Origin of the sequence: Thalassotalea sp. Y01 (genome assembly GCF_012932945.1) — a bacterium.
GTDB lineage: Bacteria > Pseudomonadota > Gammaproteobacteria > Enterobacterales > Alteromonadaceae > Thalassotalea_A.
In genome coordinates, this window is sequence record NZ_JABBXG010000008.1 from 139,359 (window position 1) to 162,724 (window position 23,366).

Sequence of the window (23,366 nt, forward strand, 5' to 3'; positions counted from 1 at the left end):
AAGGGTGCGCATGATACGTGATACACGGCTAATGTTCAACTAAATTCTACGTAAATAAGTTATTTTTTGTACTTTTATTTTCGCTTGGCAAATGTCAGCATACTGGTCACAATATTAGACAGCTAATTTTACCAACAAAAAACGATACTGCTTTGCCTAATAAGGATATTTTCATCGATGTTGCTCTGCCCGTGCCGATGCGACAATCATTTACCTACCAATATGATTCAGCACTGTCTGAACAAGCTCTGCTGCCTGGTAGTCGTGTCTTGGTGCCATTTGCTAATCGTAATCTGATTGGCCTAGTTTTGGCCGTCGATACCGATTGTCAATACGATGCCGATAAAATTAAATCGATCAGCGGTATATTGCCAAGTCAGGGCAACTTAAACGAAGAGCAAGTGGCGTTTTTAAGCTTAATCAGTCGTTATTATCATCATCCAGTTGGTGAAGTGTTTGCCACCGCATTGCCTGTGTTATTAAGGCAAGTAGCGCCACAAGATCTCGAACCTACACCATGCTGGCGGAGAAATCCGTTGTTGAGTGAGCAACAATTTGCTGATCAAAAAGCCAAAATTAAGGCCAGCGCCCATCAACAATTGGCGCTATTAGCATTTTTTACTGGCGATAAAGAATTAACTTGGCCAGAAATTCGTATGGCTGGTTTTAGCAAAGCACAATTGAATGCTCTGTTGAAAAAAGAGTTATTAGAAGAAGATGTGATAACCAACGAGGTTTATACCTTCCATCAACAGCAGTTAAGGGCAAGTAATAAGCCGCGTTTATCGGTAGAGCAATCCTTGGTTATCAGCGCCATTGCCAATGAACTAGAGTCTTATTCGTGTCATCTGGTTGATGGCATCACCGGTAGTGGTAAAACTGAAGTCTATTTGCAATTGATTGAAAAGGTACTGCAACAAAACAAACAAGTGTTGGTGTTGGTGCCAGAAATCGGTTTAACACCACAAACCTTAAGCCGTTTTGAAAAGCGCTTCGCTGTGCCTGTCGCCTTGCATCATTCCGCGTTAAGTGACAAAGAGCGATTACAAACATGGCTGCACAGCAAATCCGGTAGTGCGGCGATTATCATTGCCACTCGTTCGGGGGTGTTTACGCCGATGCTTAATCCTGGACTTATCGTTATTGATGAAGAACATGACGGCTCCTTTAAGCAGCAAGATGGCTTTCGCTATCACGCCAGAGATATTGCCATTCTCAGAGCGCGACAATTAAACATTCCTATTGTATTGGGCAGTGCAACACCGGCGCTAGAGACCTTACATAATGCCAAGTCAGGCAAATACCACTACCATCAATTAACAGAGCGTGCTGGTAACAGTCAGCTGGCGGATATTGAATTGATTGATATGGCCAGAGAGATCTCTGAATTCGGCATGTCAGGGACGCTTAAATTGGCGATTGAACAAACCTTAGCGAAAGATGAACAAGTGTTGTTATTTCTCAATCGACGCGGTTTTGCACCGGCGATGACCTGCCAAGAATGTAACTGGATTTGTGATTGTCAGCGCTGTAACAAGCCTTATACATTGCATCAAAATCAAGGCCTATTGGTGTGTCATCATTGTGGTAGTCAAAAACGTGTCATCAAGCAATGCCAACAATGCGGTAGCATTCGTTTAAAAACCATGGGCCAAGGCACTGAGCAACTTGAGCAGCGCCTTAATGAATTATTTCCCGAGTATTCATCGGTACGTATTGACCGCGACAGCACCCGTAAAAAAGGCCAATTAGCAAAATTACTGCAACAGATTAATGACAATGAGCATCAGATATTGGTAGGCACACAAATGCTCGCGAAAGGGCACCACTTTGCCAATGTGACCTTGGTCGCGGTGCTCGATGTCGATGGAGCACTATACAGTTATGATTTTCGTGCACCGGAACATATGGCACAACTGTTGGTGCAAGTGTCTGGCCGTGCAGGACGTGAAAGTAAAAAAGGTAAAGTGTACGTGCAAACGCAATTTCCTGAACATCCTTTATTACAAGATTTGGTCAATAATGGCTATGGCCATTTCGCGCAATTTGCCCTAACCGAACGACAACAAGCGTTTATGCCGCCCTATAGTTTTCAGGCGTTATTTCGTGCTGAGGCCAATGCGTCGCACTTACCACTGCAATTTTTAAGGGATATTAGTGCCATAGAGTTGGGGGATTGCATGCTCAGTGGCCCTGTTCCGCCACCGATGGAAAAAAAGGCCGGTAAGTTTCGTTTTCATTTGTTAGTGCAATCGGCAAATCGAGCTGCGCTGCACAATGCCGTTAAACAACTCACCGATAATATTCAGCAACACCCATTGAAAAACAAGGTTCGTTGGTCAATCGACATCGACCCACAAGAACTCACTTGGTAAATCCCCCCTCTGATATGGCACCGTAACGAATTAATACCGTGCCTCGAGTGCAATAAAAGGGCTGTATTTTGTGCACGACTGAGTTAAACTTATTTTGTAACGACAATAATAATCTTCTCAATTAAAAGTGAATGCGCTATGCCTCATAAAGACTATGTGACTCGGAATCCGAGAGCCAAGAAAAAACAACATAATCCCTATAAAGGCAAAAAAAATAGCAAGCAGGCTAAAACACAAGGTAATGCCAAGGTATACCTTGGCTTAATTGTTGTGGTCATTGTTGGCTTTGGCTATGGCTTGAAGTTATTAAAAGATAACGCCCCTGAAGTTGATACCGCGCAAACCACCTCAATAGCAAACGATGTTGCTCAATCCTCGTCAGCGCCTGTTGAAGACGTGGCAGATCAAATTGCCCCGGTGCCGCAAGAACGATTTGAATATCCTGAAGAACTTACCAACAAAAACGTTGAAGTAGACGAGTCCATTTACGATGTAAAACAAAAAGGCCCGTATCAAATGCAATGTGGTTCATTTCCCAGCAAATCACAAGCTGACCAGCTAAAAGCGACCATTGCCTTTGCTGGATACAGCAGTGAAGTACGCCGCACACAAGGTAAGAATGGCGTTTGGTACAAAGTGGTACTTGGACCATTTGAACGCAAACGTATGGCTGAAAAGGCCAAACATACCTTGAAAAGCAATAAGGTTAATGACTGCCAAATTTGGCTTTGGACTTGAAAACACCGCCAGTCATTCCCACATTAATCTACAAGTAGATATTTCCTACCGAAGTTCTACCCACAAGACCCTCTGTCTTTGGATATAACTTCGGTTTTTATTTGTAGAGGTTCGATGTGACAACCATAGTTTCTGTACGCCGCAATGGCAAAGTATGTATCGGCGGTGATGGCCAGGTAAGTCTGGGCAATACCGTGATGAAAGGTAATGCTCGTAAAGTTCGCCGTCTCCATAATGATAAAGTATTAGCTGGCTTCGCCGGTGGTACTGCCGATGCTTTCACGCTATTTGAGCGTATGGAAAGCAAGCTTGATATGCATCAGGGGCACTTAACGAAAGCGGCGGTAGAATTAGCCAAAGACTGGCGTAGTGACCGAGCTTTGCGTCGCCTAGAGGCGATGTTGGTTGTCGCGGATGAAACCGCCTCGTTAATCATTACCGGTAACGGCGACGTGGTGCAACCAGAAAACGATCTGATTGCCATAGGCTCTGGCGGTAACTACGCCCAAGCTGCTGCTACTGCACTATTGGAAAATACCGAGTTGTCTGCTCGCGACATCGTTGAAAAGTCGCTTACCATCGCTGGTAACATCTGTGTCTTCACCAACCTTACTCAAACCATTGACGAAATCTAATATCTAAGCCTGGTTTGTCGCTGTAACCGGGTATTTAAATAGGAAAAAATATGTCGAATATGACTCCTCGTGAAATTGTTCATGAACTGGATAGCCACATCATTGGCCAGAACGATGCTAAAAAAGCTGTCGCCATAGCCTTGCGTAATCGCTGGCGCAGAATGCAATTAAGTGACGAATTACGTGCTGAAGTAACGCCTAAAAATATTTTGATGATAGGCCCGACAGGTGTTGGTAAAACCGAGATTGCTCGCCGTTTAGCCAAACTTGCTAATGCACCATTTATCAAAGTCGAAGCAACTAAATTTACCGAAGTCGGTTATGTGGGTAAGGAAGTTGAAACCATCATTCGTGATTTAACGGATATGGGCGTAAAGCTAACCAAAGAAATTGAAATGGAACGCGTTAAGTTTAAAGCGGAAGAAGCCGCTGAAGAGCGTATTCTCGATATTTTATTGCCTAACCCAAGAAATACTTTTGGTGAAACCGAACAGGCCGACAATGCGTCAACTCGTCAAGTGTTCCGTAAAAAATTACGCGAAGGCAAGTTGGACGATAAAGAAGTTGAAATCGATGTCGCGCAACCGCAAGTTGGCATGGAAATCATGGCGCCTCCTGGCATGGAAGAGATGACTAACCAGCTACAAAGCATGTTCCAAAACATGTCATCGGATAAAACCAAAAAACGCAAAATGAAAATCAAGGAAGCGTTAAAAGCGGTACAGGAAGAAGAAGCCAGTAAGCTAGTTAATAGCGAAGACTTGAAAGAAAAAGCACTCGAAGCGGTTGAGCAAAATGGTATTGTCTTCATCGATGAGATTGACAAGATTTGTAAGCGCAGTGACGCAGCTGGTGGTCCTGATGTATCTCGTGAAGGAGTGCAACGTGATCTATTGCCATTGGTTGAAGGGTCTACCGTCACCACCAAACACGGTATGGTGAAAACCGATCACATTTTGTTTATTGCCTCTGGTGCATTCCAAATGGCCAAACCAAGTGATTTGATCCCTGAATTGCAAGGTCGACTGCCTATTCGTGTTGAATTAAGAGCATTGACCGTTGAGGACTTTATTCGTATTTTAACCGAACCAAATGCTTCACTAACAGAACAATATATCGCTTTGTTAGCAACCGAAGGAGTGCATGTTGAATTCACTCAAGATGGTATTGAAGCGATTGCCAAAGCTGCTTGGCAAGTAAACGAAACCACCGAAAATATTGGTGCTCGTCGCTTGCACACTGTAATGGAACGCTTAATTGAAGAGCTATCATTTCAAGCGGATGCTAAGTCTGGACAAACCATTAGCATCGATAAAGACTACGTTGAATCAAAACTGACCGTTTTGGTTAAAGACGAAGATTTAAGTCGCTTTATCCTATAGCGTGCGAGTCAAATAACTGAAATAAAGAGCAATATCTCTCGGGTATTGCTCTTTTTTTTGTATAATAGCGACATAGAGTTGTGTTTATTAAGTAGGTGAATGTGATAACGAAGATGCAATTGAATCACCAAGACCATGAGTTAGTCTTGCATTTCGACGATAATTTTCAGCAAAGCTTGAGCTATGAGTTCTTGCGCGTTTATTCGCCTAATGAACAAACCTCGGCGCAAGGTAAGGCGAAGCCACCTGTCAGCCATAAAAAAATGGTTAAACTAATGGCCATTGAGCCGGTCGGTAAGCATGGCTTTCGACTTGCGTTTGATGATCAACACAGCGCCATTTATCCACACCTATTGTTAAAAGAATATGCCCACAATCGCAACCGATTATGGCATGAATATGTGCAAGCATTAGAGATTACGGGTCATAGCCGAGAGGCAATGATCGACATTAAGCAAGTTTAACCTGAGTTAGTACCCACTATTATGACCAATAACGATATTCTGCGCCGTCTACGCTACATCTTCAGTTACAGTGACGCCGAAATGCTGGCTATTTTTGCTGAAGCTGATGCTAAAATCGAATTACCAAGTTTGCATCATTGGCTGCGTAAGGATGATGATCCGAAACTGGTAAACCTTACCGATACCATGCTGGCAATATTCCTTAATGGCTTAATCAATAAAAATCGTGGTAAACGTGAAGGCGAACAACCTAAACCAGAAAAGAAACTGAGCAATAATATTACCTTGCGCAAGTTGAAGATTGCTTTAAATCTCAATGATGCTGACATGATAGAGTTACTGTCATTGGCGGGCATTCGTGTTGGTAAGTCTGAAATCAGCGCGTTTTTTAGAAAGGTGGATCATAAACACTATCGCCAGTGTAAAGATCAGTTCTTACGCAACTTCCTTAAAGGCATGCAAATCAAATATCACGACAACAATCCTTGGCGTTAATGTGCGAAACCGTTGTCGATGAAACGCTTTTTATATTTATCTGTCGGTTTTGGTTTTGTCGGTTTAGCCTTGCTCGGGGTGTTTTTGCCGGTATTACCAACAACGCCGTTTTTGTTGGTGGCCGCCGCATGTTTTGCTAAGTCGTCACGCCGTTGGCACAACTGGTTACTGAACAATAAACTGTTTGGACCTATTATTCACAACTGGCAAACCAATCGTTGCATCCCAAAAAAAGCCAAACGTCTGGCCGTGATATCTATTCTGTTATTTGGTGGTTTTTCGGTGTTTTTTGCGGTGCCTAATATCTACGGTAAACTTGCCACCGCGGCGCTGCTGTCTATCGGTCTTTATGTGGTGCTGTCGATTCGTACCTGCCCAGACGCCTCAGCAAAGAAAAATTGATACATTAATTTCGTTTGCACACTGGCATGCTCCAGTGATACTGGCTGAAACCGCACTTTTTGTCCTGGCCGCATCTGTGCTAATTGCCAAGCGCTTTGACGGCTAAGGCTGCCGATCACTGGGTAACCCCCAATGGTTTGCGCATCTTTCATCAGCACAATAGGTTGGCCGTCTGCTGGTAATTGAATGGCACCAAAACAGGTTGGCCGTGAAATCACGTTATTCGATTCTATCTTTACCGGCTTACCTTTAAGGCGATAGCCCATGCGATTGGACGCTGGATCGATGTCATAGTGTTGCTGATGAAAACCGGCGCTAATATTTTGTTCTTGTTTTTGCAGCAGCAAACTGGGTAAGTATTGCAGTGTCGCCATTGCTGGGTAGTCTGATTGATAGGCTTTGGGCACGTTAAAACATCGCGATGGCTGCTCGAACGCATTGACTGATAACTGACAGCCTGACTGTAATGGTTTGCCATTTAAGCCACCTATGCTTTCACCAGGGTTTGTTGCATAGGCATTATGGCAAGGCTTAAGTTGCATTTCACCGGCAAATGCCAAGTAGCTCCGCAAGCCTTGTTGCGGTAATTGTAAGGTGAGTATTTCATCTTTGTTGATCACTGTTGACGTCCAGTTTGCAACCCTTTGCTTTGGCGTAGACAAATGCCCTGGCATGTGTGGGCTATCGAGCTGTTTAAAGGCATTACAATCGGCGCCGGTAAGAGCAATAACACACTCTTGGGAAAACTTTATCTGTACTTGGCCAAGGGTTATTTCCAACATTGGCGTATTCATTGGGTTATTGAGTAACTTATTTGCCCATAAGAACGCGTGTTCATCGATGGCACCACTGCCACTAAAACCTAAATGCTGCACGTGAGCACGGCCTAGATCTTGAATTAAGGTGTAGGCACCGGCTTTTACTATGTCTATATTGATGCGATTCATATTGTGCTTACCATGCATCGCTATTTCTCATAACAGAGCCGCCTTGCTGCACAAACTGTTGCTCACTGATGGCGTTAAACTTCACTTGATCACCGGCTTGCAATACCGGAGTAGGTGACAGTTCATCTGCTGTTATTAGCGACATCGCAGTTTGACCAAGAATCAGCCATCCGCCAGGTGATGCTTTGGGGTATATAGCGGTTTGCTGTTCTGCTATGGCTACCGCACCTTTTGGAATGCCGGTGCGTGGCGTGCTGTGCCGAGGTAATATGAGCTGTTGGTCAATAATGCCCATATACGCAAAGCCTGGCATAAAGCCATTGGCAAAGACTTGATAGGTCGGCGCAGTATGACGTTCAATAATGTCTTGTAAGGTAAGCTGACATTGCTGCTCCATATAGGCAAGATCCCAACCCGCATCGTATCCATAATAGACATCAATGTGATGCAGCTTACTCTGGACTTTGTTGGCTGCTGATGGCAATTCAATGCTTTTTTTGATGTGCCTGACCATGTCTTCAAGCAGCGCTGTATTGGCTGTGGTTGGCGGCTGTAAATGCACTATCATGCTGCTATAAGAACAGACGATATCGACTATGATGCCTGTAAACTTGTTAGCGATTGCCTGTTTGCAACGATGAATGCATTGATTTAACTGTGGGTCGATAAACTCTGCCCAGCAAAATAAGATTGCCGTTTCACTTAATGCTTGGAAGCTTTTCAACGGGTAATGGTTAGCCATCCTCGTTTAATTCCTCAAGCACGGTACGAATCGTGGTTACGATATCTGCAGCATTTGGGTTATCGCCATGCAAACATAAGGTGTCCGCTTTAATGGTAATGATCTCGCTGTTTACGGTGGTCATTTCCTGATGAGCAATCAGTTGATGCACACGTTTTTTCACTTTGATGCGATCGGTAATTAAGGCATTGTCATACTGCCGAGATTGCAATCGTCCATCACTAAGTAAGCCTCTGTCGGCAAATGCTTCATAAATCAGTTCAATATCATATTGTTTGGCAATATCCCGCTGCTCGCTATTATCCACCAAAGCTTGAATCATTAGCTTTTGCTGAGGCGTTCGTTGGCTATTGGTTTTTGCTATTGCTGCACACACCGAACTAAATATATCAGAGTCTTTCATCATATCGTTGTATAACGCACCATGGGGCTTTACATAGCTAACTTGCGCGTTTTGCTTTGTTGCCACATTGTGCAATGCGTCGATTTGCTCAACTAGGCTATTGACTAACTCGTCTTTAGCTATCGTTAATGACACTCGGCCAAAATTAGCACGGTCAGGGTAGCTTGGGTGAGCACCAATAATAACCTGTTCATTCTTCGCCATGGCAACGGTATCTGCCATCGTTTGCGCATCACCGGCATGACCACCGCACGCTATGTTTGCCATATCGATATAGGGCATAATGTGCGCGTCGGGGTTTTCTTCACTATTGGCGTGTTCACCAAGATCACAATTTACTTTCATACCGTTCGCCTAAAACTTTGCTATCAAACTTTTATTTTTAGCTAAGTGATTGATATATTAAACATCCATGTTTAATTCTAGAATATTTTTATATTCTCTTTAAACCTTTTTAAAAAGTTGTACGTCATAGTTAATAACAACAGCCAAGGATAAAGGAAAATTTAACAAGTGTCCGCGGATAACACGGTTATAGATGCTCAACAAATCTTTGCGCAAAAGCAGGAAGGCGAATGGATCGCAGCTGCCACCTTGGGTGATCGACAAGCGTTTGCCAAATTATATGAATTGCATATAGGTAAAGTGTATGCGTTGTGTCTGAGAATGCTGACAAATCGTGAGCAAGCCGAAGATGTTGCCCAAGAAGTGTTTGTACAAGTCTGGCAAAAAATCGGCAGCTTTAAAGGCGATGCAAAGTTTTCCACTTGGTTGCATTCAGTGGCAACCAATACGGTTTTGACACATATGCGCAAACAAAAATCCTGGGTGCAAAAAGTATTCAGTATTGAAGAACAAGTAAACACCGAGCCAGCAGGAAACGAAATACAAGACCTGTCGGATATTGATAAAGCGATATTGCGCTTACCCGAAAAAGCTCGATTAGTGTTTGTTTTGTTTGCGGTAGAAGGTTATCGGCACGAAGAAATAGCCACCATGTTGAACATGGCGGTGGGGTCCAGCAAATCTCATTTTCATCGTGCCAGAAATTTATTGAAGGAGTGGTTATCCTGATGAGAAAAACTATGACAGATCAAGAGCTTCAACAGCAGATCGAGACGCTAGATAAAGACATACAGCCGCAAAGAGACTTATGGGCTGGTATCGAACACGCGATTGAACACAGATCACAGAAAAAGCAGCCCAAAAGCCGTGCGACATTCACGCCATATGCATGGGCCGCCTCAGTTGTATTCGCCGTTTTGTTGACTTGGCAACTATTACCGACTCAACAAGTGCAAGCACCTGTCGAAGTAGCTGCAGTCGACCCTGTGAGCTTGCTACAAGAGCAATATCAAGAGCAACGAAACAGTATGCTGGTGAGTTTTGGTGAGCCGGATTTAACCCAGCTACCAGACAATATTAAACAACAATTTGATGAGCTTGATTCGGCACAAGAGTCATTATTGAAGGCGCTACAGGAAGATCCTAATAATAAGGATTTGCTTAACCTGTTAAAGTGGACACAGCAACAAGAACTGAGCTTGCTTGACCAATTGTATAGCCCTAAATGGCAATCTATTTAATTGATGAAGTGTGTAAGCCGATCAATTAAAACGAAAAGAAGAGAAAGAATTATGAAATATGCTCGCAATATAAAACATTACCTAGCGGCACTGATTGGTTGCTTTGCGCTGATAACATCGGCTCACGCTGAAAACCAAAGCGTTGATGAACGAAAAGCTGTTGCTGCGGATGCTCGCGTTAAAATTGATAACCTGCGCGGTAAAGTAACCATTATTGGTACCGATGATGATGAAGTATGGGTTAAAGGTCGACTGGATGAAAAGGCTACCGATTTTGTCTTTACTGTTGACGGCAAGCGCGTCACCATCGTTGTTAAGATGCCAAAACAAATGAACAGCAGTTTTTGGGATAACCAAGCCAAAGAAACCGATTTGGTGATCAATCTACCTAAGACCGCTGATGTTAGCTTTAAAGGGGTTTCCAGTGATGTTGTGGTATCAAATATTCATAATGACACTAGGATCAAAACCGTTAGCGGCTCTATAGATGCGAAAAACCTTAGTAAAGACATTGAACTGGAAAGTGTCAGTGGTAACGTAGATACCAAAAACCTTGATGGCCATATTCGCTTATCGACGGTAAGCGGTGACATCAACGACAAAAATTCTAAAGGTATACTTAATTATCATGCCGTCAGTGGTGATATTGATGCACAAAGTGTGTCTTCTGAAGTTACCGCCAGTGTGGTATCTGGCGAACTTGATATTGAATTAGAACAAGTAAAAGATGCCAACTTGTCCAGTGTTAGTGGTAATGTTGATGCTAAAGTTGAGCTTTCTGATAATGGCTTACTGCGCCTGTCGACTGTCAGCGGTAAGGTGGAGTTAGCAATGCAAAAAGGTGTTAATGCCGATATTACCGTCAACTCAAATGCCGGTGGTCGTATTATCAATAAAGTCAGTGACGATGAAGTGGATAAAGCCAAATATGGCCCAAGTTCTAAGTTGGAAACCCGACTAGGTAACGGCAGTGCGTTAGTTAAAGCGTCAACGGTGAGTGGTAATGTTGTTGTCGCCTACCAATAAGACTTTTTAGCAACAATTTTAGATAGCTGAAAAACAGCGTGTCACTGGTGTGATGCGCTGTTTTTTTATGTCTAATTTGTAGCCTAATACAAAAGCCAAGACAAAAGCTAAGCGACAGCAAAGTTAATCGACTTTGGTTAAAGCGAGCTGTTTATTGAATGCTGGATTATCGTTGAAAATGATGAGGGTTCGTCGCAAATGTATACTTATATCGAGTTTTTAAACGCTTTTTTCGGCCATGTCACTCTTTTTGGGGCGCCTGTTTTGACGAAAGGGGAGTCTGTTTTTTAATCGTTTTTGAGCAATCCAATTGCCGCGATTTTTCGTATATCTCTTCAGTATAGACAAACTTGCCAAGTGCTGCATTTGTGCCATGGTTAAATTAGCAGGTGAATGAAATGTTTAGGCTTTTTTGACACAAAATGACTGTTTGTTCACCCCGTGTGGAGCCGCGATAAGAAGAATTTGGTTACAAATAAAAGCAGTGATTTTGGCAATTATTTGCAAACTTACTTGGATTTCCCGGTCTAATTATTATAAGAGACTATCGCAGTTGGAGGCGTTATGAGCATTTTTGAACATTACCAAAGCCGTTATGAACAGGCTCGCCAAGAAGAGATGAGTCTGCAACAGTTTTTAGACGTTTGCCGTGACGACAAAATGGCCTATGCCAATGCTGCGGAACGTTTACTGGCAGCCATAGGTGACCCGCAAATGATAGACACGGCTGCGGACCCTGTTATGAGTCGTATTTTCTCTAACCGAGTTATCGCTCGGTATCCAGCATTTTCCGAGTTCTTCGGTATGGAAGAGGCTATTGAACAGATCGTCTCATATTTGCGCCATGCCAGCCAAGGTTTGGAAGAGAAGAAACAAGTATTGTATCTTTTGGGACCTGTCGGGGGCGGTAAATCGTCTTTGGCGGAAAAGCTCAAAGGTCTAATGCAACAAGAGCCAATTTATGTACTTTCTGCTAATGGTGATTTGTCACCGGTGAATGACCATCCATTTTGTTTATTTGACGCTGATTCCGATGGCAAAATCTTAACCGAAGAATACAAAGTTCCGGCGCGTTATCTTAACACCATCATGTCACCTTGGGCGGCGAAACGATTACAAGAATTTGGCGGCGATATTTCCAAATTTAAAGTGGTTAAGTTACACCCTTCAATTCTGGCGCAAATTGCGGTTGCCAAAACCGAACCTGGTGATGACAACAACCAAGATATCTCATCATTGGTCGGTAAAGTTGATATCCGTCGTCTTGAACATTTTGCGCAAAACGATCCCGATGCTTATGGCTACTCTGGTGCTCTGTGTAGAGCCAATCAAGGCATTATGGAATTTGTTGAAATGTTTAAAGCGCCAATCAAAGTATTGCATCCGTTGCTAACGGCAACTCAAGAAGGTAATTACAACCCAACGGAAGGCTTATCAGCACTGCCGTTTGACGGCATCATCCTAGCCCATTCCAATGAATCGGAATGGCAGAGTTTCCGCAACAATAAAAACAATGAGGCATTTCTCGACAGAGTCTACATCGTCAAAGTGCCGTACTGTTTACGTGTTAGCGAAGAAGTGAAAATTTACCAGAAATTGTTGTCCAATAGCGAATTAAACCACGCCAAATGCGCACCAAACACGTTAGATATTTTGTCACAGTTCAGCGTATTGTCGCGCTTAATTGAACCAGATAACTCAAGCATTTATTCGAAAATGCGGGTCTATAACGGTGAAAGCCTTAAAGACACCGACCCTAAGGCCAAATCATTTCAGGAATATCGCGACTTTGCTGGCGTTGATGAGGGCATGAACGGTCTATCGACGCGATTTGCCTTTAAGATTTTATCCCGTGTTTTTAATTTTGAACACGGTGAGGTTGCGGCTAATCCGGTGCACTTATTTTATGTTCTTGAACAACAAATTGAGCGCGAACAATTACCAAAAGAAAGAAACGACAAGTACTTAGAATTCATCAAAGGGTATTTGATTCCGCAATACATTGAATTTATCGGTAAAGAAATCCAAACCGCGTATCTCGAGTCGTACTCAGAATACGGTCAGAATATCTTTGATCGATACGTTGTGTATGCGGATTTTTGGATTCAAGACCAAGAGTATCGCGATTCTGATACCGGGCAAATACTCGATCGCAGTGCCTTAAATGACGAGTTGGAAAAAATTGAAAAACCAGCGGGTATTTCCAATCCCAAAGATTTCCGTAATGAGATCGTTAATTTTGTGCTGCGGGCGAAAGCCAATAACAACGGCCAAAATCCGCTTTGGACCAGCTATGAAAAACTGCGTACCGTGATTGAGAAAAAGATGTTCTCAAATACCGAAGACTTGTTACCAGTGATTTCATTTAACACCAAAACCTCATCAGACGACCAGAAGAAGCATGATCAGTTTGTTGAGCGCATGGTAGAGAAAGGCTATACCCACAAACAGGTTCGCCTATTGTGCGAATGGTACCTTCGGGTGAGAAAAGCTTCATAGAGCCACACTTCAAATAAGGAAGTGAGCCCTGCCCAAATGGAGCAGGGCGAGTCAAGGTAAACAATTTGCAGGGAGGTACTATGGCAAATTTTATCGACAGACGTTTGAACGGAAAAAACAAATCTATGGTTAATCGCCAGAGATTTGTACGCCGCTATAAACGTCAAATTAAGGACTCTTTGGCCAAATCCATTACTGATCGTCAGGTCACCGACCACAAGTCAGAGCAAAACGTCACCATTCCCGATAAAGACTTAAAAGAGCCGTTGTTTCAGCGCGGTAAAGGTGGTCGCCGAGACATGGTATTACCGGGCAATGATCAATTTAATAGCGGTGATAAAGTGCCTAAACCACCACGTGGCAGTGGCCAAGGTCAAGGGCAGGGTAATGCCTCAAACAGTGGCAATGGTGAAGATGAATTTAGCTTTTCTATCTCCGCAGATGAATACATCGACTTACTGTTTGAAGATTTGGAATTACCGAACCTGGTCAAGAACGAGCAAAACCAATTAGAGGAAACCAAAACCGTTCGTAGCGGCTATTGCAGTGATGGCGTGCCTGCTAATTTAGACATCGTACGCTCGCTGGAAAAATCGATGGCCCGCAAGATTGCCATGACCTCATCTACCCGCAGCGAACTTAGAGGGTGTGAACAAGCACATGAAGAATTAGTCGCATTGCAAGCCTTACAGTTTGATAATCAACGACAACAACAGATTGAACAACTCGAGCAACAGATTGCTGATCTCAAAGCGAAAATCAGCAAAGTGCCTTTTATCGATACCTTTGATTTACGCTTTCGCAATTACCAGCAGCAATCCGTGCCTAGCTCGAAAGCGGTGATGTTTTGTTTGATGGATGTTTCTGGCTCGATGACCCAGCAAACGAAAGATATGGCAAAGCGTTTCTATATTATGCTGTATCTGTTTTTGTCACGTAACTACAAAAAGATTGATGTGGTGTACATTACCCATCACACTACCGCCAAAGAAGTCAGTGAGCAGGAGTTTTTTTACTCCAGAGAGACTGGCGGCACCATCGTTTCATCGGCGTTGACATTAATGGATGAAATCATCAAAGACCGTTACCCACCTGGGCAATGGAACATCTACGGTGCCCAGGCAAGTGATGGTGATAACTGGCAAGACGATACCCCGAAATGCATGCAGTTATTGGAAAACAATTTGTTGCCTGTATGCCGCTACTTTACCTACATTGAAATCAATAAGCTGGTACCCAAAGCGATGTGGCAACACTATCAAAAGCTTGCCTTAGAAAACCGTCACTTTACCATGCGACAAATTAAACAAGTAGCGGATATATATCCAGTATTTAGAGAGTTATTTAAAAGACAAGACAACAAAGCCGAGGTGGCTTATGGCTAATAAAGCAAGCAGTAATGAGCACGGTAAAGACTGGTTAGATGATGGTCCCGACTGGAGTTTTGATAACTTAAAAACTTACCACAACCATATAGAACGCGTTGCTGATTCATACGGCCTTGATTATTATCCGAATCAAATTGAAATGATCACCTCTGAACAAATGATGGACGCCTATGCCAGCATCGGTATGCCGATTGGTTATCATCACTGGAGTTATGGTAAGAAATTTATTCAGACCCAGCAAAACTACCGTCGCGGTCATATGGGCTTGGCCTATGAAATAGTCATCAATTCTAATCCTTGTATCGCCTATTTGATGGAAGAAAACACCATGATCATGCAGGCGTTGGTGATGGCGCATGCGTGCTATGGTCACAATTCATTTTTTAAAGGCAATTATCTGTTTCGTACCTGGACTGATGCCGATTCTATTATTGATTACTTGTTGTTTGCTAAACATTACATCCAAGACTGTGAGCAAAAATACGGTATTGAGGCGGTCGAGAATACCCTAGATGCCTGTCATACGTTAATGAATCTTGGCGTTGATCGTTTTAAGCGCCCGCAAAAGCTGTCGGTTGCGCAAGAAAGAGAACAGCAAATTGCCCGTGAGCAGTTTGTCCAATCGCATCTCGATGATTTATGGCAACGTGTTGATAAGCAAGTAAAATCTGACAAAGTACCAAAATCTCACAATTTCCCTGAACACCCACAGGAAAACATCCTTTATTTTATCGAAAAGAACGCGCCTAAATTGCACACCTGGCAACGAGAAGTTGTCCGTATTGTGCGCAAAATAGCGCAGTACTTTTACCCGCAGCGACAAACTCAGGTTATGAATGAAGGCTGGGCTTGTTTTTGGCATTACACCTTAATTAATCACCTTTATGATGAAGGCCTGTTGAGCGATAACTTTATGATGGAATTTATTCACCATCATTCTAATGTGATTACCCAACTGCCATATAATCATCCGGCATTTTCTGGCATCAACCCTTATGCTTTGGGCTTCAAGATGTTTATGGATATTCGCCGTATCTGTGAGCAACCAACAGAGGAAGACAAACACTGGTTTCCAGATATTGCCGGTAAAGACTGGTTAGAAACCATCAAATTTGCGATGCAGAATTTTAAAGATGAAAGTTTTATCAGCCAGTTTTTATCACCACATTTGATGCGTGAAATGAAGTTATTTCAATTGCACGATGATGAGCGCAACAATTACATGGATGTTGTCGCGATTCATAATGAGCAAGGTTATAAAAAAGTGAGAAGTGCTCTGTCTAAACAATATGACCTGAGCCAGTTAGAAGCCAATGTGCAAATTATCAATGCAGATATCAATGGCGATCGTTCACTGACACTCGAATATATCCCGGTAGATGATGCGCCTTTGCATCAAAATCACCACGAAGTGCTTAAACACCTGCACCACCTATGGCAATTTGATGTCAAATTAGTGCAAAAAGAAAAGCTGGGTGAAGACTACCTCACTTTAGCGCAGTGCCCACCAACAAAGGACAAGGAATCTGACGCTAGCGGCATTTAATCACACTAAATATATTATTTTTAACTTCAAATTTGGCCTCAGATCGCTTAAATTGGACAGCTACCTTTGTAAAAACTTCAGCTGTACAGGATTTGAACACCCATGGCGCAAAAACAGGCATTCAAACAGCCCAAAGATAAGCAAGTCGAGCTTTTAAAAGTTGCCCCTCATTCTATGGAGGCTGAGCAATCCGTTTTGGGCGGACTGCTGCTTGATAATAACGCCTGGGATAATGTTTCTGAGCGGGTTGTTGCCGAAGATTTTTATTCTCGTGGCCATCGTATTATTTATCAAAGTATCGGTGACTTAATCGAGAAGGGGAATCCAGTCGATTTGATTACCTTGTCGGAAGACCTCGAAAATCAGAAAAAGATCGATGACGTAGGCGGTTTTGTTTATCTCGCTGAGATGATGAAGAACACCCCTAGTGCAGCCAATATCCTAGCCTATGCAGACATCGTTCGTGAGCGTGCCGTTACTCGTGAATTAATTAGTGTTGCCAATGAAATCGCCGATGCCAGTTATGACACCAGTGGCAGAAGCAGTGCCGAGTTATTGGATTTTGCCGAGGGTAAAGTATTTGCTATTGCCGAGCAACGCGCCAATAAATCCGAAGGCCCTGAAAGCGTGCACACCATTATGGAAAAAACGGTCGATAAGATTGAAAAGCTTTACGGCCAACCGCACGATGGTGTTACTGGGGTATCCACAGGCTTTACCGATCTTGATAAAATGACCGCCGGTATGCAGCCATCGGATTTGATTATCGTCGCAGCACGTCCATCAATGGGTAAAACCACATTTGCCATGAACTTGGTTGAAAGCGCGGCAATGATGCAAGACAAACCAGCATTGGTATTTTCACTGGAAATGCCGTCAGATCAAATAATGATGCGTATGTTGGCATCACTTGGACGCATCGACCAAACCAAAATTCGTACCGGTCAGCTTAATGATGAAGATTGGGCTCGATTGTCATCAACCATGGGCTTGTTGGTTGAAAAAGGTAAACTCTTCGTTGATGATGCCGCGGGCTTGACACCAACAGAAGTGCGCTCTCGTGCGCGTCGTGTTGCTCGTGATAATGGTGGTTTATCGATGATCATGATTGATTACTTGCAGTTGATGCGAGTACCACAATTTAGCGATAACCGTACTTTGGAAATCGCCGAAATTTCCCGTTCATTAAAAGCCTTAGCGAAAGAGCTAAATATTCCTGTTGTCGCGCTATCACAGCTTAACCGTTCACTAGAGCAACGTGCGGATAAACGCCCAGTTAACTCAGATTTGCGTGAATCAGGTTCAATCGAGCAGGATGCCGATTTGATCATGTTTATTTATCGTGATGAAGTATATAACGATGACTCGGCAGACAAGGGCACCGCGGAAATCATCATAGGTAAGCAACGTAATGGCCCAATCGGTCGTGTGCGCGTAACTTTCCAAGGTCAATTTTCTCGATTTGATAATTTCGCCGGCCCTGGCGGCATTATGGATGAAGATTAATCATTGATGTTTAAGGTTCAACAAACAGCCACTGCCAGTATTGATCGTGATGCCTTGTTGCACAACTATCAGGTTATTCAAGAAATCGCACCACAAAGCCGTGTATTAGCGGTTTTAAAAGCCAATGCCTATGGCCATGGCCTAGTGCGCATTGCCAAGGCGTTACCCCATGCTGATGCCTTTGGCGTTGCCAGAATCGATGAAGCATTAGAATTACGACAAGGTGGTGTGGTCAAACCCATTGTCTTACTCGAAGGCTTTTTTGCTAGCGAGCACCTACCGATTATTGCCGCCAACAATTTGCAAACCATTGTCCACAATCGTCAACAACTTGAAGCATTGCAGCAAGCGCAATTGCAGGAGCCGATTCAGGTTTGGTTAAAAGTTGATACGGGAATGCACCGACTTGGTATCGAACCGCAAGAATTTGCCGAGATATACCAAGCCTTGCAGCAATGTCCAAATGTGCAAAAAAATATTCGTCTAATGAGCCACCTTGCCTGTGCCGATGATTTAAACAATCAACAAACCTTGCAGCAACAGCGCTTATTTGAACAACTCACCGGTCACATCAATAGTGAGAAAACCTTAGCCAACTCAGCGGCAATTTGTGCTTGGCCAGAATGTCATTATCAATGGGTTCGCCCTGGTTTGATGTTATATGGTATCGACCCTCGTATTAGTGAGCAGGCGCATCAAATTGACTTGCAACCGGTAATGACTTTGCATTCAAGCCTGATTGCTATTCGTCACGTTAAAGCTGGAGAAAGCATTGGTTATGGCGCTGCTTGGCAAGTAGAAAAAGACACTTGTATTGGTGTGGTGGCAATCGGCTACGGAGATGGTTATCCGCGTCATGCTGCAAATGGCACGCCAGTATTGGTTAATGGTCGAGAAGTGCCTTTAGTAGGCCGCGTATCGATGGATATGATCACCGTTGATTTAGGTTGCAATGCTGAAGACCAAATTGGTGATTATGTTGAGTTATGGGGCAAAAACCTGAATGTGAATCGTGTCGCTCATCATGCGACGACCATCGCTTACGAGTTATTGTGTAATATTTCCCGTCGCGTCAAAATTGACGTTCTTTAATACGACTCCTGCATCGTCATCCAGTCTGACCCTTTAATTTTGAGCAATCAGCGGTTTTTGACTATAGTTACTTAATCCATTACCTCAAAAGGACTTGTTGTCCTTTTTGCTTTCCCGGTAATTGCTAATAATTATCAAAAGGATACACTTATGGAAAGTGGTACTAATGCAGTAACTGTTTTGTATTATGAACAAGATGACATGGTGTCTTTATGTTCCGATGTTTTAACCAATGTGCGCATCGAAGCTGACAAACGGGTCATTTTTCCAGAATCATTTCGTGACAATAAAATCATTATTGCCGTGCTCGATGGCAATTGCCATGTGCGAAATTCTTTAGGCGATCGACCTATTTACGCCAGTTCCTGATAGACAGCTAGCTTATTGGCAGTGTTTGCACGTGCCATGAGCTTCAACCACCTGTTTACTGATGGTAAAGCCACTGGCGTCAGCCATTGCTCTGAGTGCTAAATCTAGATTATTGGATTGGATTTCTTCGACCCGACTGCAGTTGTCGCAAATTAATAATTGCACTGGGTGATTGCATTCGCTGAAATGATCACACATCAAAAACGCATTGATTGATTCTATTTTGTGGACAAAGCCTTGGCTGGCTAAAAAGTCCAAAGCGCGATAAACCGTTGCAGGTTTGGCACCGGGATCAATTTTCTGTAATTGTTCCAATAAATCATATGCGCCAATTGCGCCATCATTTTTTGCCAGTAAGACAAACACCTGCTCACGAGTCGGGGTTAGGCGAGCTCCATTCTTTTTGCAATATTCTCTTGCCTGTTCAAGTAGTTGTGTAGAATCCATATACATCTTTAGACTGGGTTAACTGTTCCTAGTGTAACATACCTTGGTCTTGATGCCAGTAGTGCCAATAGTGGATTAACCGCTAAAATACATATGTATAAAATTGTTACCCTAAGGTCATTCTTTGTCGCTTTTCATTTACCTTGAACTATAATTTCCGCCAATTGTTCTCGCTGTATAAATGAGTAGTAAATGCGCAGATTATCAATCACTTTCGTGGTTTTGGCCGCCGCCCTTGGCATGGTCGCTTGTCAGGGACCTATCAACAAAGGCACGGTACAGACTATCGATGTCGAACAGAGCCGTGTTTTGCCAGCCTATTTTATCCGTGGTGGCTTCAATAATTGGAGTACAGGCGCTAAGTTTGAACAGACCAAAAATGGTCTGTATCAGGTTGAGATTGCCGTTGGATTAGGTATTCATGAATACAAAATCGCCAGCGCCGATTGGCAAACCCAGCTAATGATTGCTAATCGACGTCATGCGGTCGTCGATTTAAATCGCGAAGAATATTTACAGCGCCATTATCCGTTAGCGATAAACCAAACTGAATCAGCGGATTTGTTGTTGGTAGAGAAAGCAGGTGTGTATCGTTTTACCTTGGATACCCGTCAATCTTATCGTCCAATCGTTACCATCAATCGCGTGAAAGACCTTGTGCTAGAAAGTGATCTGCAACATTTTAGCGATAAACAATCACTGACGTTTCAAAGTTTTGATAAACAATCTCGCCATGTGGTGATTTCAGCACAGCAAAGTCAAAGCGGATTGCGCTCCTATGTTCACTCTACCGACCAATCGCTGCGTGACCCGGTACCACAAATTAATGGCTTTAAAGAAGACCCCAACAAGCCTTATATTCGCACCGGCTCCATCGCGTTTGACGGTTTATTTGCCTTAGCGATTGACGAGATGAAAAAACTGTCGGTGAGCGACATTAATGATGGCAGCTATAACTTTGGTCAATCGATTAAATGCGATTGTTTTAAGACAGGGCAAAAATGGGACTATGTTTGGACTCGTGACTTGTCTTATGCTGCGCATTTGTCATTGGCGTTACTTGACCCAGAGCGGGTAAAAAATTCATTGGAATATAAATTGTCACCGTATCGCCAAGGTGTACAAAAGCCTGAATTTACCAAAGGCGATAGCTCTGGCTTACAAATTATCCAAGATACCGGTAGTGGTGGCAGTTGGCCAATCAGTACCGACCGAGTAACGTGGGCATTTGGCGCACAAGCGGCATTGCAAAGCCTAGACGAGGATAGTCAAAGCGCTTTTGCAAAAACCGCGTTAAGCGCACTAATTAACACCTTAGAAAATGATCGTATTGTTGCCTTTGATGCGCAAACAGGGTTGTATATGGGAGAGCAGTCTTTCCTTGATTGGCGTGAGCAAAGCTACGCTGACTGGGTCAAAGATGACTTAAGCTATATGGCCACGTCGATCTCTGTTTCAACCAATGCAGCGCATTACCAAGCGCTTGTTTTGGCCAGCCAGTTGGCCGAAAAAGACGGTCAGAGCGATTTAGCCAAGCGTTATCGTTCTTGGGCTGAGCAATTGAAACAGGCAATAAACGATAAGCTGTGGCTTAAAGAATACGGTATGTATTCAAGCCTGACCGCCGGTCACTTTGATAAAACAGCGATGCCAAAATTTGATTGGTTAGGGCAATCGCTGGCGATTATCACTGGTATCGCCAGTCAACAACAGAGCCAGCAAATTCTTGCCAACTATCCACATGGGCCTATGGGCGCACCAGTAATATTTCCACAGCAACCGGATATTCGTATTTATCACAACCGCGCGATCTGGCCGTTTGTTACCGCATATGGCGTTAACGCCGCGATAAAAGGCGATAATGCGGCAGTCGTGGACGCTGGCTACAATACCTTAATTCGTGGCACGGCACTGAACCTTTCTAATATGGAAAACCTTGAGTGGCTTACCGGGCAGGCAATTTATTTGCAACGCGAAGATGTCAGTAAATCTGGACCTGTGATCAATTCAAAGTACCAACTTTGGTCTGTTGCCGGTTATTTATCTATGGTAATTCACAATGTATTTGGCGTGCAGCAGCATCAACAGCAGCTGCAATTTCAGCCTTACCTTACCGTCCAACTGGTCGAACAATATTTTGCTGACAGCCAACAATTAGCTTTGTTTAATCTGCAATGGCAGCAACGTACGCTCAATATCACCATGGAATTGCCGCAGCAACGCGCTACCGATGGTGTCTATCAATTAGAGTCTATCGAGTTAAATGGCAAGCCCGTGGCGAACAATATTAGCAAACAGCAGTTGCTAGATAGCGACAATGAAGTGCGCATTCGATTAGCCCCTGCTAGGAAAAATAGCGCATCTGTGACGTATATAGAGGCGCTACCAACATTGCTTGATAACAAGGTGTTTGCGCCTAAAGAGCCGATCATTGGTCTGCGAACCTATGCGGATAACGTCAGCCTATTTTTAGATGACAGACAACAAGACGGTATTGCTTTTAATATCATCAAAAATGGTGTTGTTGTTGCCAAAGGCGTGCGGGAATCGAGCTGGCAAGATCCACACCCCATGCGCTGGCAATCTTGTTACAGCGCACAAGCCGTATTCGTCGACTCCGGGCTTGTTTCCCATAATACCAAGGTACAATGCGTACAACCTGGCATAACTATCGATGTCGATGATAACCGAGTGCAATCGAGCATAGCCTATAGTCGTAAAGACTATACCGCGTTCATTAAAGACTTTGGCGATGTCGATGATCAACTGTTGTTTGGCGACATTGCCGTCGAGCAGGCTGGTCACTATGCGCTACAACTAAACTATCGCAATGAGAATAATAAAACCAACACGGGTATTACCGCTGGGGTGAAATGGCTGCAAATAGAAGACGAGCAGGGCAATGTCATTCAATCAGGTGTTATTCAAATGCCGCACATCAGCGCGTCGAGTAAGCCGGTATATTCCACTCCGGTTTCGGTTGAGTTAGGCAAAGGCAATTACCAAGTAAGGATCTCTGATTTTTACAATATGAGTTATTTGCAAAATAACCAAACCTATACCCAGGCGGGTGGTATAGATGGAAGCCGCAATCAGGTCGATGTTTATCATTTGCGTTTACTGCCTGTGCCGAAATAATTGCGGCCTACATATGCATGTCTGACGTTATCAGGCATGCATTATGGTTCATTGCCGCTATCATCTGATGCGTAATTTACCTAGTATTGCTCGTGTGTTGCCGTGCTAACGGTTTATAATAACGCAGTTAGCGAGGACAAGGGTTTTGTTTCTCTATCGCTATACTTTATAATCCGCGGCAGAATT

The 23,366-nt window shown here is 43.5% G+C and carries 21 protein-coding genes; 17 read left to right on the forward strand and 4 right to left on the reverse strand.

Annotated features, from left to right (window positions below):
* The first annotated feature begins 152 nt into the window (after nt 1-152).
* From priA to HII16_RS12835, 7 genes are all read left to right on the forward strand, one after another.
* Nucleotides 153-2,375, forward strand: coding sequence for a primosomal protein N' (gene priA, locus HII16_RS12805; RefSeq protein ID WP_169130650.1), 2,223 nt, complete (start codon nt 153-155; stop codon nt 2,373-2,375).
* A gap of 138 nt (nt 2,376-2,513) precedes the next feature.
* A complete protein-coding gene (locus HII16_RS12810) occupies nt 2,514-3,113 on the forward strand; it encodes an SPOR domain-containing protein (protein WP_169130652.1) in 600 nt (199 codons plus the stop codon).
* 116 nt (nt 3,114-3,229) lie between these two features.
* Nucleotides 3,230-3,748 carry an ATP-dependent protease subunit HslV gene (hslV, locus tag HII16_RS12815; protein ID WP_135438116.1) on the forward strand — a complete coding sequence of 173 codons (519 nt, stop codon included), beginning with the start codon at nt 3,230-3,232 and terminating at the stop codon, nt 3,746-3,748.
* 50 nt (nt 3,749-3,798) lie between these two features.
* Nucleotides 3,799-5,130, forward strand: coding sequence for an HslU--HslV peptidase ATPase subunit (hslU, locus tag HII16_RS12820; protein WP_169130654.1), 1,332 nt, complete (start codon nt 3,799-3,801; stop codon nt 5,128-5,130).
* 113 nt (nt 5,131-5,243) lie between these two features.
* Nucleotides 5,244-5,594, forward strand: coding sequence for a gamma-butyrobetaine hydroxylase-like domain-containing protein (locus HII16_RS12825; RefSeq protein ID WP_169130656.1), 351 nt, complete (start codon nt 5,244-5,246; stop codon nt 5,592-5,594).
* Nucleotides 5,595-5,615: 21 nt separating this feature from the next.
* Nucleotides 5,616-6,089 (forward strand): DUF1456 family protein, encoded by a 474-nt coding sequence (locus HII16_RS12830; protein WP_135438113.1) that lies wholly within the window; start codon nt 5,616-5,618, stop codon nt 6,087-6,089.
* An 18-nt stretch (nt 6,090-6,107) separates the two neighbouring features.
* Entirely contained in the window at nt 6,108-6,491 is a 384-nt protein-coding gene (locus tag HII16_RS12835; RefSeq protein WP_169130658.1) for a YbaN family protein, read from the forward strand.
* Here the strand turns inward: HII16_RS12835 and HII16_RS12840 are convergent.
* Genes HII16_RS12840 through HII16_RS12850 form a run of 3 tightly spaced genes read right to left on the reverse strand, consistent with a single transcriptional unit; the run spans nt 6,437 to nt 8,928 of the window.
* Entirely contained in the window at nt 6,437-7,438 is a 1,002-nt protein-coding gene (locus HII16_RS12840; RefSeq protein WP_169130660.1) for a biotin-dependent carboxyltransferase family protein, read from the reverse strand. The two genes, HII16_RS12835 and HII16_RS12840, sit on opposite strands and share 55 nt — an antisense overlap.
* Nucleotides 7,439-7,445: 7 nt before the next feature.
* Nucleotides 7,446-8,180 (reverse strand): allophanate hydrolase subunit 1, encoded by a 735-nt coding sequence (locus HII16_RS12845; protein ID WP_169130662.1) that lies wholly within the window; start codon nt 8,178-8,180, stop codon nt 7,446-7,448.
* Nucleotides 8,173-8,928, reverse strand: a complete 756-nt coding sequence (locus HII16_RS12850) for a 5-oxoprolinase subunit PxpA (protein ID WP_169130664.1) — start codon at nt 8,926-8,928, stop codon at nt 8,173-8,175. Before HII16_RS12850 ends, HII16_RS12845 begins: the two co-directional genes overlap by 8 nt.
* A gap of 168 nt (nt 8,929-9,096) precedes the next feature.
* On the opposite strand from HII16_RS12850, the gene HII16_RS12855 reads away from it, so the two are divergent.
* The 9 genes from HII16_RS12855 (at nt 9,097) to HII16_RS12895 (ending at nt 19,595) form a co-directional block, all read left to right on the forward strand.
* Complete coding sequence (locus HII16_RS12855; RefSeq protein WP_169130666.1) at nt 9,097-9,657, forward strand: RNA polymerase sigma factor; 561 nt, start codon at nt 9,097-9,099, stop codon at nt 9,655-9,657.
* 11 nt (nt 9,658-9,668) lie between these two features.
* Entirely contained in the window at nt 9,669-10,169 is a 501-nt protein-coding gene (locus HII16_RS12860; RefSeq protein WP_169130668.1) for a hypothetical protein, read from the forward strand.
* Between the two features lie 51 nt (nt 10,170-10,220).
* Complete coding sequence (locus HII16_RS12865; RefSeq protein ID WP_169130670.1) at nt 10,221-11,195, forward strand: DUF4097 family beta strand repeat-containing protein; 975 nt, start codon at nt 10,221-10,223, stop codon at nt 11,193-11,195.
* A 564-nt stretch (nt 11,196-11,759) separates the two neighbouring features.
* Complete coding sequence (locus HII16_RS12870) at nt 11,760-13,694, forward strand: PrkA family serine protein kinase (RefSeq protein ID WP_169130672.1); 1,935 nt, start codon at nt 11,760-11,762, stop codon at nt 13,692-13,694.
* Between the two features lie 80 nt (nt 13,695-13,774).
* Nucleotides 13,775-15,079, forward strand: coding sequence for a YeaH/YhbH family protein (locus HII16_RS12875; RefSeq protein WP_169130674.1), 1,305 nt, complete (start codon nt 13,775-13,777; stop codon nt 15,077-15,079).
* The gene (locus tag HII16_RS12880) at nt 15,072-16,628 is read left to right on the forward strand and encodes a SpoVR family protein (RefSeq protein WP_169130676.1); all 1,557 of its coding nucleotides are present in this window, start codon (nt 15,072-15,074) and stop codon (nt 16,626-16,628) included. Before HII16_RS12875 ends, HII16_RS12880 begins: the two co-directional genes overlap by 8 nt.
* Nucleotides 16,629-16,730: 102 nt before the next feature.
* A complete protein-coding gene (dnaB, locus tag HII16_RS12885; protein WP_169130678.1) occupies nt 16,731-18,134 on the forward strand; it encodes a replicative DNA helicase in 1,404 nt (467 codons plus the stop codon).
* A 6-nt stretch (nt 18,135-18,140) separates the two neighbouring features.
* Nucleotides 18,141-19,226: an alanine racemase gene (alr, locus tag HII16_RS12890; RefSeq protein WP_169130680.1), complete on the forward strand. Its 1,086-nt coding sequence runs from the start codon at nt 18,141-18,143 to the stop codon at nt 19,224-19,226.
* 150 nt (nt 19,227-19,376) lie between these two features.
* Entirely contained in the window at nt 19,377-19,595 is a 219-nt protein-coding gene (locus tag HII16_RS12895; protein WP_135438101.1) for a DUF2375 family protein, read from the forward strand.
* Nucleotides 19,596-19,607: 12 nt separating this feature from the next.
* Here HII16_RS12895 and HII16_RS12900 read toward each other — a convergent pair whose 3' ends face one another.
* Complete coding sequence (locus HII16_RS12900) at nt 19,608-20,042, reverse strand: transcriptional repressor (protein WP_169130682.1); 435 nt, start codon at nt 20,040-20,042, stop codon at nt 19,608-19,610.
* Nucleotides 20,043-20,234: 192 nt separating this feature from the next.
* On the opposite strand from HII16_RS12900, the gene HII16_RS12905 reads away from it, so the two are divergent.
* A complete protein-coding gene (locus HII16_RS12905) occupies nt 20,235-23,180 on the forward strand; it encodes an esterase (protein ID WP_169130684.1) in 2,946 nt (981 codons plus the stop codon).
* Nucleotides 23,181-23,366 lie beyond the last annotated feature (186 nt).

Excerpts from the sequence above, each read along its gene's own strand:
- HII16_RS12870 (WP_169130672.1), top strand. The coding sequence starts at position 11,760 with ATGAGCATTTTTGAACATTACCAAAGCCGTTATGAACAGGCTCGCCAA.
- HII16_RS12875 (WP_169130674.1), top strand. The coding sequence starts at position 13,775 with ATGGCAAATTTTATCGACAGACGTTTGAACGGAAAAAACAAATCTATG.
- HII16_RS12830 (WP_135438113.1), top strand. The coding sequence starts at position 5,616 with ATGACCAATAACGATATTCTGCGCCGTCTACGCTACATCTTCAGTTAC.
- HII16_RS12845 (WP_169130662.1), bottom strand. The coding sequence starts at position 8,180 with ATGGCTAACCATTACCCGTTGAAAAGCTTCCAAGCATTAAGTGAAACG.
- HII16_RS12860 (WP_169130668.1), top strand. The coding sequence starts at position 9,669 with ATGACAGATCAAGAGCTTCAACAGCAGATCGAGACGCTAGATAAAGAC.
- HII16_RS12900 (WP_169130682.1), bottom strand. The coding sequence starts at position 20,042 with ATGGATTCTACACAACTACTTGAACAGGCAAGAGAATATTGCAAAAAG.
- HII16_RS12850 (WP_169130664.1), bottom strand. The coding sequence starts at position 8,928 with ATGAAAGTAAATTGTGATCTTGGTGAACACGCCAATAGTGAAGAAAAC.
- HII16_RS12810 (WP_169130652.1), top strand. The coding sequence starts at position 2,514 with ATGCCTCATAAAGACTATGTGACTCGGAATCCGAGAGCCAAGAAAAAA.
- HII16_RS12840 (WP_169130660.1), bottom strand. The coding sequence starts at position 7,438 with ATGAATCGCATCAATATAGACATAGTAAAAGCCGGTGCCTACACCTTA.
- HII16_RS12835 (WP_169130658.1), top strand. The coding sequence starts at position 6,108 with ATGAAACGCTTTTTATATTTATCTGTCGGTTTTGGTTTTGTCGGTTTA.
- HII16_RS12905 (WP_169130684.1), top strand. The coding sequence starts at position 20,235 with ATGCGCAGATTATCAATCACTTTCGTGGTTTTGGCCGCCGCCCTTGGC.
- alr (WP_169130680.1), top strand. The coding sequence starts at position 18,141 with ATGTTTAAGGTTCAACAAACAGCCACTGCCAGTATTGATCGTGATGCC.
- HII16_RS12880 (WP_169130676.1), top strand. The coding sequence starts at position 15,072 with ATGGCTAATAAAGCAAGCAGTAATGAGCACGGTAAAGACTGGTTAGAT.
- dnaB (WP_169130678.1), top strand. The coding sequence starts at position 16,731 with ATGGCGCAAAAACAGGCATTCAAACAGCCCAAAGATAAGCAAGTCGAG.
- HII16_RS12895 (WP_135438101.1), top strand. The coding sequence starts at position 19,377 with ATGGAAAGTGGTACTAATGCAGTAACTGTTTTGTATTATGAACAAGAT.
- HII16_RS12825 (WP_169130656.1), top strand. The coding sequence starts at position 5,244 with ATGCAATTGAATCACCAAGACCATGAGTTAGTCTTGCATTTCGACGAT.
- hslU (WP_169130654.1), top strand. The coding sequence starts at position 3,799 with ATGTCGAATATGACTCCTCGTGAAATTGTTCATGAACTGGATAGCCAC.
- HII16_RS12865 (WP_169130670.1), top strand. The coding sequence starts at position 10,221 with ATGAAATATGCTCGCAATATAAAACATTACCTAGCGGCACTGATTGGT.